We start from the raw sequence: 11,504 nt of genomic DNA, 5'->3' as shown, positions 1-11,504 counted from the left end.
GTTCGAATATAAGAGAAAGGAGCACTCTCTATTGCCTCTGAACGGCGGGAGTACTCCACTTTTAATAGAGCTATTATGAAATTAACATGATCAATCGGCTTCCTGCCCAAAGTAAGTACCCAACTTGAATCGTGACGTACATGATGTATTCTATAACCGTTAGTTTCCTTTGCCTTTTGATTTTACGTAACTCTAGAAAGTAAAAGAAGGTACCAATGAGTAAAAGAACCACTGCTAATTCATTAAATATTTCTAGGATGGCTATGCTCCTCATCTCCTTTCATACCAAAGAACCTCTTAAATTTATTAGACATCAATCACACTCATAATTATCATTGGTACCTTGGATTTAATGCGTCTCTCCAAACGTCATCACCAACAAAATCCACATTAATCTCTTGAAAATAATTTCGGGTCTCTAACTCCAAATCATTCAAGATTTGGGGCCAATCCTTCTCGTTAGTTTCCTTGGATTCAAAATCCCCAACAATGTTGAGCCATCGATGATTTAACTGCTGATACTCCTCGACCCTGGCTTTAAGTTCAGCTGTTACAGGATAACTGGTTAAGTCCAGTCTCTCGAACGTCTTTCGCATGCGGTAAAGTGTAGGTGGCATTACATCCTCTTGACCTAGATCGTTTGTGAAAAAAGATGCGGGTTTTACCAGCCAGTTAGCTTCTTCACTGAAATTTAGATTCATCAAGTTATACTTATCTATAATCTGCGTCATATTTGTAAAGTTGTAATAGAGCTGGCTTGCTTGTTCTCCATCCTCAACCATCTCGTTTGTTATTTTCTCATTCTTAAGTATTTGGTCAAATAAAATATCATTATTTATAATCGCACTTTTCATATCAACCATATCTTGTCGTACATTCATCGTTAGATACTGTTCATACATTCTTTTTTCTTTATAAAAGCTATAGGTTAGAACAAGTAAAAATACAAAGCCAATGCAGCATCCGATTATTAAAGTTCGTTTTTTTAGTATCATAGCGAACCGTTCTCCTAGGATTTTATAGTAAGAAGCACCTCTACGTTTGCCTGGTAGAAGTGCCTTTGAGTAGTATCATTATTTCATTACCTGCTGCTTTTTTTAACTTGATAATTCCTTTTCAATATAAGGACGGTCAAGTAAAAGAAGAAGGCTTGGAGTTAGGTATTTAGTTTGATATTCATCCAACCGATTATTAACCACCAACAGACCATTCTCCATTCTAAGTAGTTGAGTAGAACCATCTTCTAGGAATAAAAGATTTCCCTCAGTATGTTTTATTAGCTTACTAATAATGCTGAAAATATGCTCTATACCTTCAGAAAAAGTACTGCCAAACAATTGAGTTCTAATGCATACATTCACATCTAAGTTATAATGCTGTCGAACAAAAGTGATATCAGAAATATCCTCAATTTCAAGATGCAACGTAAAAAATCTACTGCCAATTACTATTTCCTCTGCATTACTTTGGAATGAAGCTTTCTCAACAACCGATTCAGTGACATATTGCTCGATTAGTTTCCCCAAAGAATTACGATCGAGCTTACTTTGTAAAAATATTTCATAGTCCATCTATTAATCCTCCCCAAACACCCGTGTTATGTTACCATCCTTAACGAATAAAATCTCTTTCAGATTTTTCAAATCTCCGGTTGGATTTGCTTTTCTGATAATTCCTTGACTAAGTTCACTAACTTTTTCAGTGGGAAATTCATCTAGGTTAACAACGATTCTTTCCGCTTGCGTTTTAGTTTTCGTTGCTATGTTTCGAAGAATATTATCTACGTTTGCATCTTCCTTAGGCGAGTAACAGTCAAAAACCTTACCGTGAATTAAAAAGTCAGGATTAGAAGTTGCCTTGATTCCATAGCCATTTCCGCCATTTATTTCGTCTAACATTTTGATTTCATAACCTTGTTCAGCTAAGAAGTCAGCAGTTTCATTTTGTTTCTTTATCCCATGAGAATCACCTACTCCATAATTTCCCGTTGGTTTGCTTCCCGAGGGTAGGGTAGGCTCAGTCATATCTCTATTACCTGTCCCGCCTTTCCCCTTCTCCGACTCCGGCTTTCCTCCGCCCGACCCAATGTCGTCCTTCGAACGTAAAGCTTTGCCAAACAAAACATACGCCAAAGCCTGCCCAGTCATCGCTCCACCGTAATACCCTGCACCACTCTCATCGATCTGTTTCTTCTGCTCTTCTACAAATTGCTCTATATCTGACCTCGCTGTTCCTGTACCCCAAGCGGTATCCCATGCAAACTGAATGCCACGCCCAACGTCTACAACTTTGCCCACTGTCATGGCATATGCCACACTGCTTAATGTACTGAACGGGTTATCGAAGAGAGCTTCTGCCGTCTGGCCCATTCCCGTTACTGTTTCTCCTACTGATTTATCAAGCAGCCCTACAGCGAAATTTCGCTTTAGTTCTTCTGGAATGTACAGTGCAACCTCACCTGAGCCGTCTGTTGTTCTGAAGTTCATTGCTATAAACGTAAACTCTTTCTGGATTTCGTCCAACAGTCCGAGTGTAGTCGGGAACACTTCTTTCACCTGCATAAAATCCCAGAAGAAACGCTCTCCTGTCACACCCGACCAATCGGATTGCAACATATAGATCGATTTCTCCAGTTCCCAGACCATTCGCTCCAGTTCCTGTTTCTTCTGCTGGACCAACCGGGCCTTTTCCTCCAATAGATCGGGATGTACCTCGATTCGCTGCATTTCCTTCTCACCCGCCAACCTGACCATAGTTTATGTCCCTAAATTTTAACAAGTGAGAAGGAGGATTGGAATCAAACGGAAGGATCATTTCCTCAGAGGTTATACGGTAGTAGAGCAACATCCTTGGGTAACCATTTTTGCATATTAATGCACGAATGAATACCGTTGAGTCGACTGGGTATCTTGTACAAAAAGAACGACTTCTATCACAGATAGAAGTCGCAAAAGATAACGATACAGTAGGATTAAATCTTCTTTAAGACACTACAAATTGTACGACAATTGGAGTCCCATCATTTAATGCATCTCCACCTGGAATTGTAATTGTAGTCGTCGTAGCCGAGGACGTATCTGCTGTTTGCATAAGGCCGTTAATATAAAGATTGTAGTAGTTGTAGGTGCCTGGAAATGCGGTTGCAGCTACACCAGCGTCGTTTGTAAAAGCAGTCGCAGCTATGGCAAACGTTGCCCCAGTGCCGGTCCCATCACCAATGGTTGCAACAAATCTTAAACTGTTCTGAAATGGTGTCACAAGTGGCATGTTTCTCACCTCCTACCTAACATAGTATATGTGGTAGGTTTGGGAGTAGTGAAGGCAAAGGAACCAGCAACTACAACCAATTTTAACCATTTATTATATTGGCTGTTATTATAATTATCTCGATAGTGATAGGTGTCCCTGCAAAGATCACACCGTTTTGTGACGAAAAAAACAACCTCTCCGCACTTACACTGTATGAGTTTCCTGGTTGGACGATCCCGTTTATATATAGATTGTTGAAACTAGTAAGTCCAACCCCGGCAAATTCGGTTATGCTGTCGCCATCGTCATTCGTGAATTCTGTGGCAGGAATTATAACCGAGGCCGACAAATCCAGATCGGTATCCGGAAAATAGAAGTAACGGTTTGCCGTAGGAATGATTTCAATTCCGGGTACCGTGCCCGGCGGACCTTGCTCACCTGGGGGACCCGTTGGTCCTTGGACTCCGGGAGTTCCCGGTTGACCTTGCTCACCCTGAGGACCTGCGGGACCCTGCGCTCCGGGAAGTCCTGCTTCACCCGGTTCACCCTGAGGACCAACAGGACCTTGCGCTCCCGGAATTCCCGGTTGACCCGGCTCACCTTGAGGACCTGCCGGGCCTTGCGCTCCCGGAACTCCCGGTTGACCCGATTCACCTTGAGGGCCTGCGGGGCCTTGCGCTCCGGGAACTCCCCGTTGACCCGATTCACCTTGAGGGCCTGCGGGGCCTTGCGCTCCGGGAACTCCCCGTTGACCCGTTTCACCCTGAGGACCAGCCGGGCCTTGCGCTCCGGGAAGCCCCACTTGACCTGGTTCACCTTGAGGGCCTGCGGGACCCTGCGCTCCGGGAACCCCTTGTTGACCCGGCCCGACGTGAGGGCCTGCGGGGCCTTGGGCACCTGCCACACCTTGCGTTCCAGGGAGACTCACAGTCCCCAATTCATGTTGTCTCAACGGAGCGAGCAGGGGGCCGGGCTCACAACATACCGGGTTGCTGCCTCCCCCTCTCGGTAATGCAATGACTTTTTTGTCACGGGCCATTTTCTGTGATCTTAATGGACGCTTCAGTGAGCAGCGCTTTCTCCGATAAGACCTACGGATAATATGGCATTTCTTTCGCTTTCCCAAGTGTTTGTTTCTGCATTTAGACGTAGAACGACTGGGCCTTAATTTGTTGAGGGTGGCTGTCCTCTTGTTCAGATATTTCAAAATGGTCATCTCCTTAGGCCAAGGCACACAGTATATATGCCCTATACTATGTCCTTAGCACATTTGGAGAGTGTGCGAATAACTATGAGGGAAGCCCAATAAAAAAAGACAAGAGTCCTGCTATAGTTGTCCTTTGCCTTGCTAGCACGGCTTCATTGTCTCCTCAGTAGGACCTCACAGATCATATTTTATGTTTAACTCAGACGATCCATCAGGATCAAACTTCTTTTTAGTAGACTCTTACCTCTTCTTAAAATGTTGAACGATCGCTTCCGGTTCATGCGTCTCCAGTGTAATCTCGCCTTTCTCGAACAGGATCATGTACGGATATGATTTCAGACCAAAAATCTTCTCATAATTAAACTTATTTTCATCACGGACATTATAAAAGGTTACGTTAGTTATTGGGCCTTCTGCCCTCAAATTCTCGTTATTCACTTCATTTAATTGCGTCTGTAACTCAACAATAAATGGTCGCTCCGAAGGTCGGTCGGTAAATACAATGAGTGATGCATCATTTCTTTGATTTTGCGTTAGATAATCAATGGCTTTCTCTCTATTGTTCTGACCACACCCTGTCACTAAAAGTATCAAAATACATAACACCCAAAGCCTCTTCATTTATATCATCACCCAAAATATGATATAATTGGTTATTAACCACTAAATTCACTTCATTAAAAATCTATTCGCTGAAAGGAAGATGCACATTGAACAAAAGGAATATCATCATCGCTATCATTATTGCTCTTATCATATTGATACTTCAACTTGTGCTTTATTTTTCTGTAACTAATAAAGAAGAATCCGCACTTCCCGATTCAAACATCCCATTTCAAACCAAAACAGTAGATGAGCTTACCATCACACTTCGTCATGCAACCTAACCTATACAGATCATGAAGTGCACTTGGGTTATGAGATTCAGGGTGGTGGACAGTCAATGCTTTGTACAGATAAAATCTCGATTTTTCACCTTTCAAATAGAAACAAAAACCTGCATACCAGCCTCGGCTTCACAGTTTTTATTAAGAATTTGCATGTGGACACATCTCATTTAACGCTTAGGCATCGAAAAGGCATTCTCTTCCTTCTCACAACCAGTTAACACGTAAAAAATACGTCCCTGATCACTCTTCATTGTCCCGATCCCTTTGCAGGTGTCGGTCTTCATTCCCTGTTTGGAGCCGTAGGCATCCCTTGAGTTATCGTAAGTCGATTGAATAGCTGCACCATCATAGATCAATTCCTGGATAATGGGCCCACCTTCAATGGTATACATCGTTACACGAACCTGATCCTGCTGTTTTTTCTTCACATTTTTCATAAATGTGTCCCACTTATCTTCGTTCCGTATGCCTCCATGAAGCACAACCACATCGCCGCTTTGCTCCGCTTGCTCTGGATTATGAGGCTCAATAATTTCTGGGAATGATTTCGTGATTACTGGAGAATCCGTTGTTGGATCATTTGCCTGACAGGCAGTTAACAGCATTAAAGCTAACGATAGGATAAGCATACCTTTTCTCATTCCATCACCTCATGTATGAAACGCTTCAATCTTATCCTTTGTTGCATGATTATGCTTAATTTGTCATTTATCTGTAACTCCCTCGTTGTCCCAAACGTTTAGAATCATAGAAATGTATAAACAGGAACGAAAATTTTAATGATTTATCATTCAGTAGGGGGTTAGTTTAATGACATTAAAAACAATGCTCGGTGTAGCACTGGCTCTATCTGTACTCATACCCACCCATTCGGCCAATACAGCGACTCTAGCTTCAACTAACGAACGGCAGTCAACCGGTTTTGCCCTTGAAATGGAGCGCTCCTTCCCAACATCTACATCTGTTCTGCTCATTGCACCAACTCAACATGAAGGTCGTTCCGCATACAACGGCAGCTTCACAATGGTTGCTTCGAACGGGACACATGCCAACATATCGATTGAAAACAACAGCAACCACACGGTATATGTGAGAATGTATGTAGATGAAGTAAGTGAACCTATGGAAACATCTATCAACAGAAATAGTGATAAAACGATCAACCTGCTTGCATTACAAGACAAGGATATTAAGTTGTACATTTATAGCAGAATAGGTCATCACTTAGATCTTTCAGTTAAAGCAGAGCAGTCTCATTGATGTTTTCTCTCACACCTACATACAAGAACAAGAAAAACCCTTCACGCAAGCGATTCAGATCCACGTTCCCATGAACCGATGCCTGCTTGAAGGGTTTTATATTTCCATCACATTTATTTCTCGAATCGGAACCAGCCAAAGTCAAACTGACTGCCTGGCAGGAAGATAAAGCTTACTTTCTGCTCACCTGTCACTTGCTCAAGCTCAAACACCCGCTCTTCATACCCACCCGACTGCGTGAACTCAACCAACTGGTTGCTCTGTCCGTCCGCACCTGCAAAGCGAATATGAATCGTATTTTTATCAATCGGTGAATGACCATAGATCACGAGCTTCGACGTGCCTTCTGCCGTAAAGTCCATATTTTCAAACTCCAGTGACACATTGTTTCCGATACCTTCAACACGGTCAGCTTCCATTTTGAACGTATCTCCGTAGAGATGATCACAGGATGCAGCCGCATTTTGTTCAAAGGCACGACTCTGGCGCTCGAAAGAGAACCCTTTAATATGAATCTTCTGCTTCAGCACAAAACAGATCGACGTGATCCCACTAAGGCGCTTGGACAATTGGTAGGTCTCTTCCTGGTACACATTCCAAATGGACTCTTTGTCATACACCACATCTGCGATCATCGTGCTTCCCTCTTCATCCGGCATACCTTCCCAGATCTGAATGAAGTAGTCCTCCGTGGACAACGTAAAGATAGGAATCGTTATGGTATCGGAGCCGTACGGTCCAAAGTCAATATTACGGAAACCTACATGCGTCTCTCCATCCCGACTTGTCGCTACCCCGCGCTCATTGCCGTTACCAACCTCACCTTTGGTGTAATCGTACAGTCCACCCGTGATGAAGCCGTATGGATCTTTGTAGGCTGTACCGAGACCGTCCGCCTTGAACTCCAGCTGGGAGATGAGTTTCGTTTTATCCGTACCGTTGGTACTGGTTGCGCGAAGCCGGAACTCCCCGTCACCTATAGCCGATACCTTCACCGCATGTTGATGCCCACCGTTATCGCCCGTTTCTGCTTGAACAGCTTCCACTTTGGCAATGTTGGATTCAATTCCTGCATCGTTCACAACAGCCCACTCTATGTCGCGGTAGGAGGTGTTCTCTGGATACAGCTTGGCGGTTACAGTAAGCTCTGGGTTGGACGGATCGAGCAACTGTCCTGCAGTACTGATGATCTCGATTTTCCGCAAAGGAATCTCCTGAGCATTTCCCGTAAGCACTGGACGTTCTTCATTGTTCATGAAGACAGGTTGTACTTGTTTCTCATCATTAAGTTCAGCCGCCACAAGTAGAGATTCAAATTCAGCGGTAGCTCCTTCCAACCCTTCGGAAGAAACTTCAATCCGTACCGTTCCAGCTTCATTTGTCGCTCCGATGATCGCCATCAGCTTGCCGCTGAACAGTCTTCTACTTAATCCTTTGTATGGATCATAGTCCGTGCTGTCCCCATTATCCAGACCCAGCAATCGTCCTGCACCAGTTACCTTAACTTGTACGCGGTTGTTCGCATTGTGAACCGGATTACCAGCTTCATCTTCCACATCAATTTCTACAAAAATAAGGTCCGTTCCACTGGCTTGCAACTGCGCCCGATCCGCTTGCAGACGAATCTTCTTCGCATCCGTATAGGATCTTTGCACATCGGTTGCAATGATCTGGCCGTTCTCATCGTAAGCGATCGCTTTCAGCTCGCCCTCTTCGTACGGCACTTTCCACCAGCCAGACAGCTGTGTTCCATTGGCATGATCGATATCGTACGTGCCAATGGTTTTACCGTTGAGTTGCAGCTCAATCTTCGGCGCGTTGCTGCACACGCGTACATCAATAATCTGACCCAGGCTGAAATCCCAATACGGGAACAGGTGAACCATCGGACTTTTCTTATAATCCGTCCAAGCCGCTTGGTAGATGTAGTAGGAGTCTTTTGGGAACGTTGCTGTATCCAGCTGTCCAAAATACGAATTCTTCGTATGATACGGTGTCGGCTCTCCAATATAATCGAATCCAGTCCACAGGAATTGACCCAGTGAATACGGCGTATCCCGCTCTGCCAAGATGCAGTATTCTGCCGACTTCGCGCCCCAGCTCGTTGTACTGTTACCCAAAGCCGAGCACTGCTCGTCATCATCTGCCAGAATCGGCTGTTCGAACGGGAAGTGATAAATGCCACGACTCTGCACCACCGAAGACGTCTCACTACCATAGATGATCCAGTCCGGATGCTCTTCATGATGTTTGTCGTAATATTTTTCCGCGTAGTTGTAGCCTGCCAGCTTCACGATATTCGCGCATTTCTGTGCATTTTCCCAAGGCATGTAGTTCGAACCAATCGTCACGCCAGCATTACCTTTTGGATCAAATTCCAGCACATAATCCATCAGCATCCGAGTTACTTCTTGTCCACGCTCATCCGCATGAGTATCATAGATTTCGTTCCCGATACTCCACATGATCAGACTGGCATGGTTACGGTCACGCTTCACCCAACTCTTCACATCCGTATGCACCCACTCCGGGAAAAATCTCGCATAGTCGTATGGCGTTTTGGCACGTTCCCACATATCAAAGGCTTCAGACACAACCAGCATACCCATCTCATCCGCGAGTTCCATGAACTCTTTGGCAGGCATATTATGCGCGGTGCGGATAGCGTTAACGCCCATTTCTTTGAGCAAAACAAATCTTCTGCGCAGTGCCGTTAGGTTAAAAGCAGCTCCCAGCGCCCCGAGATCGTGGTGTTCACACACGCCGTTCAGCTTCATCTTGAGTCCGTTCAGGTGGAACCCTTCATTGGCATCCAGCTTGATATCCCGGAATCCAATACGCTGTGATACCGATTCAACTGTCCGATCTTCCTGATCATCCGAGATCAATCGCAGCTCTGTCACCAGTTCATACAGATGCGGTGCATCCGGGCTCCACAGGTTTGGATTCTCCACAATGATCTGTTGGCTATCTGCCGATGCGACCGCATTCTCACCCAAAGAAGCCGTAACATTCGCCTTCGTCGATGCCACCATCTGACCTTCATACCGGATCGTATGCACCAGCTCTGCCTGCTGATTCTGTTCCAGGTTCAGCTCCGTATCCACTTCCACCTGCCAGCCATCCGTCTGTTGCTTGATGGATACATAGATTCCATCCGTAACAATATGGTTGCGGTCTCTAGTTTTCAGCCACACATGGCGATAGATTCCGGCCCCGGAATACCATCTGCTGTTCGGGCTCTGATGTACTACTTTGACCACAATCTCATTGTCGCCTTCCACCAGTGCATTCGTGATCTCATGTTCAAAAGCAGAATATCCATACTTCCACTCCCCAACCAGCTGCCCGTTCACATACACCGAAGAGTCCATGTATACGCCATCAAAACAAAGCAAAAGTTGCTGCTCATCCTTCGTGTAATGGAACGTCTTGCGGTACCATCCAATGCTGTCCTCATACAGTTCAAGCGTATTATATATCAGCCAATCATGGGGAAGCTCCACAGGTTCATACACCAGACCCTCAGGTTCCGTAACATCCAGCTTACTTTTCGCAAATTGCCATCCATCATTAAATAGTCTCTTCTGATTCATGTTAGTTTCTCACTTTCTTGAAGTAAATTATGATTGCGGTTACAACAGTAGATGTCTCTTTTTCCGAAAACCTTTTCGGTAATACACAAGTATGACTATAACACATAACCCGATTATACCATCAGTCTCTTTCCTGTAACTCCTTTTCATAAGATTTTTTAGCCATAATGATGAACGTTTTACTCCCTCCAAGCATTGTAACTTTCGATGACAACAAGCCAAAAAGGCAACCCGTCAGCCGAGTCACCTTCTCTGTTCTATAAAGGCCAATATATCTTCTTTAGGGGCATTAATGATTTAGCCTCTGAATCAAATGCATCATAATGCTGATTAATCAGCTCTACCAGAAGATCTGCATCTACCAAAGAAACTGGAATGTTAGAACGTTCTGCTTCATACTTAGCCTCTCTGGTGAATCCCCCAGTTGAAACATAAACTCCTTGATCACCGGGTCTTAACCCTCCGATAAAACTTCGAATCTCATTGGATCCCATCGCGTTTTTCCTATGTTTAACTTCCACCATAATTCTAGGCTGTTGCAGCCCCAAACCATCTGGAGATGCAATAATATCTCTTCCGCGATCAGGTCCTTTTACAGATATTCTTGTTTTGTATCCCATGCCTCTTAAGACACCAGCTACCAGACTCTGCATTTCTTCCCAATCTAAATGATTGAATTTGTCCTTTATAAATTCATGTGCTCTCTCAATTACATCTTCCTTGATTGTATCTAGTTCTGCCTGTTCTTTCTCAGTTTCTTCCGGTTGTGATTCAAAAGACTCAGCACTTTTGGATTTCAAAAAATGGATCAGTTCCTTCACTGTTTCATTTTGCAATGCAAAAAGAGTCATTATCGAACCTAGAGAATTACGTGTGTTCGCTGTTAAAACATCCCGATTAACTAGCCCGTTCCACAACACCTTTCTATAGTGATTTTTGTCCGAAATAACCCCTTCACCAAATTCATAGTCTGAAGTAATTTCCCCAATCAGATACTCGCGTGTTTGAGGATTATATGTAACAACCAAATCTCCTACTTTCATTTCATTAGCAAATCTGATTAACTGACCCGCTGTTATATTTACTTTGCCATCCTTATAGTCGGGATACTCGTCACGAAGTCGCTTCTTCACATCATCGATATGTCTCACTTGTGCCAATGAACCTACTTCATTCCAACCAATGGCTATCATCTGTGTTTCTTTGAACTCTTCAAAGAGATATGCATTCTCTCCGGCTCTAATAAACCAATTATTTTTACTCATAAGTTCCTCCATAACTTGCTTATTTCTAACTTAATTA

General features: G+C 44.0%; 11 protein-coding genes. 2 read left to right on the top strand and 9 right to left on the bottom strand.

Annotated elements, in window-relative coordinates; all coding sequences use genetic code 11:
• Nucleotides 1–332 precede the first annotated feature (332 nt).
• The 6 genes from MHH92_RS04975 to MHH92_RS04950 all read right to left on the bottom strand — a co-directional run bounded on the left by MHH92_RS04975 (nt 333) and on the right by MHH92_RS04950 (nt 5,050).
• Entirely contained in the window at nt 333–995 is a 663-nt protein-coding gene (locus MHH92_RS04975; protein ID WP_340902369.1) for a hypothetical protein, read from the bottom strand.
• A gap of 102 nt (nt 996–1,097) precedes the next feature.
• Nucleotides 1,098–1,571 (bottom strand): hypothetical protein, encoded by a 474-nt coding sequence (locus MHH92_RS04970; RefSeq protein ID WP_047841772.1) that lies wholly within the window; start codon nt 1,569–1,571, stop codon nt 1,098–1,100.
• 3 nt (nt 1,572–1,574) lie between these two features.
• A complete protein-coding gene (locus MHH92_RS04965) occupies nt 1,575–2,753 on the bottom strand; it encodes a CdiA C-terminal domain-containing protein (protein ID WP_340902367.1) in 1,179 nt (392 codons plus the stop codon).
• A 229-nt stretch (nt 2,754–2,982) separates the two neighbouring features.
• On the bottom strand, nt 2,983–3,267 hold the full coding sequence (locus MHH92_RS04960) for a DUF4183 domain-containing protein (protein ID WP_036606220.1): 285 nt from the start codon (nt 3,265–3,267) through the stop codon (nt 2,983–2,985).
• Between the two features lie 82 nt (nt 3,268–3,349).
• Nucleotides 3,350–4,288, bottom strand: a complete 939-nt coding sequence (locus MHH92_RS04955; RefSeq protein WP_340902365.1) for a DUF4183 domain-containing protein — start codon at nt 4,286–4,288, stop codon at nt 3,350–3,352.
• A gap of 408 nt (nt 4,289–4,696) precedes the next feature.
• Nucleotides 4,697–5,050: a hypothetical protein gene (locus tag MHH92_RS04950; RefSeq protein WP_143781494.1), complete on the bottom strand. Its 354-nt coding sequence runs from the start codon at nt 5,048–5,050 to the stop codon at nt 4,697–4,699.
• A gap of 116 nt (nt 5,051–5,166) precedes the next feature.
• Here MHH92_RS04950 and MHH92_RS04945 point away from each other — a divergent pair, with 116 nt between their 5' ends.
• Nucleotides 5,167–5,343 (top strand): hypothetical protein, encoded by a 177-nt coding sequence (locus MHH92_RS04945; RefSeq protein WP_253505865.1) that lies wholly within the window; start codon nt 5,167–5,169, stop codon nt 5,341–5,343.
• A gap of 170 nt (nt 5,344–5,513) precedes the next feature.
• On the opposite strand, the gene MHH92_RS04940 is transcribed toward MHH92_RS04945, so the two are convergent.
• On the bottom strand, nt 5,514–5,987 hold the full coding sequence (locus tag MHH92_RS04940; protein ID WP_253505863.1) for a DUF4362 domain-containing protein: 474 nt from the start codon (nt 5,985–5,987) through the stop codon (nt 5,514–5,516).
• Between the two features lie 169 nt (nt 5,988–6,156).
• Here MHH92_RS04940 and MHH92_RS04935 point away from each other — a divergent pair, with 169 nt between their 5' ends.
• A complete protein-coding gene (locus tag MHH92_RS04935) occupies nt 6,157–6,606 on the top strand; it encodes a hypothetical protein (RefSeq protein ID WP_253505861.1) in 450 nt (149 codons plus the stop codon).
• Nucleotides 6,607–6,719: 113 nt separating this feature from the next.
• Here MHH92_RS04935 and MHH92_RS04930 read toward each other — a convergent pair whose 3' ends face one another.
• On the bottom strand, nt 6,720–10,202 hold the full coding sequence (locus tag MHH92_RS04930) for a glycoside hydrolase family 2 TIM barrel-domain containing protein (protein WP_340902363.1): 3,483 nt from the start codon (nt 10,200–10,202) through the stop codon (nt 6,720–6,722).
• 257 nt (nt 10,203–10,459) lie between these two features.
• Nucleotides 10,460–11,467 carry a restriction endonuclease gene (locus MHH92_RS04925; protein WP_101314654.1) on the bottom strand — a complete coding sequence of 336 codons (1,008 nt, stop codon included), beginning with the start codon at nt 11,465–11,467 and terminating at the stop codon, nt 10,460–10,462.
• Nucleotides 11,468–11,504 lie beyond the last annotated feature (37 nt).

Origin of the sequence: Paenibacillus sp. FSL M7-1414, assembly GCF_038003195.1 — a bacterium.
Classification (GTDB): domain Bacteria; phylum Bacillota; class Bacilli; order Paenibacillales; family Paenibacillaceae; genus Paenibacillus; species Paenibacillus amylolyticus.
The sequence above is the reverse complement of the archived record's forward strand: the minus strand, read 5'-3'. Positions and strand labels throughout refer to the sequence as shown.

Excerpts from the sequence above, each read along its gene's own strand:
- MHH92_RS04965 (WP_340902367.1), bottom strand. The coding sequence starts at position 2,753 with ATGGTCAGGTTGGCGGGTGAGAAGGAAATGCAGCGAATCGAGGTACAT.
- MHH92_RS04925 (WP_101314654.1), bottom strand. The coding sequence starts at position 11,467 with ATGAGTAAAAATAATTGGTTTATTAGAGCCGGAGAGAATGCATATCTC.
- MHH92_RS04930 (WP_340902363.1), bottom strand. The coding sequence starts at position 10,202 with ATGAATCAGAAGAGACTATTTAATGATGGATGGCAATTTGCGAAAAGT.
- MHH92_RS04955 (WP_340902365.1), bottom strand. The coding sequence starts at position 4,288 with ATGGCCCGTGACAAAAAAGTCATTGCATTACCGAGAGGGGGAGGCAGC.
- MHH92_RS04960 (WP_036606220.1), bottom strand. The coding sequence starts at position 3,267 with ATGCCACTTGTGACACCATTTCAGAACAGTTTAAGATTTGTTGCAACC.
- MHH92_RS04940 (WP_253505863.1), bottom strand. The coding sequence starts at position 5,987 with ATGAGAAAAGGTATGCTTATCCTATCGTTAGCTTTAATGCTGTTAACT.
- MHH92_RS04935 (WP_253505861.1), top strand. The coding sequence starts at position 6,157 with ATGACATTAAAAACAATGCTCGGTGTAGCACTGGCTCTATCTGTACTC.
- MHH92_RS04975 (WP_340902369.1), bottom strand. The coding sequence starts at position 995 with ATGATACTAAAAAAACGAACTTTAATAATCGGATGCTGCATTGGCTTT.
- MHH92_RS04970 (WP_047841772.1), bottom strand. The coding sequence starts at position 1,571 with ATGGACTATGAAATATTTTTACAAAGTAAGCTCGATCGTAATTCTTTG.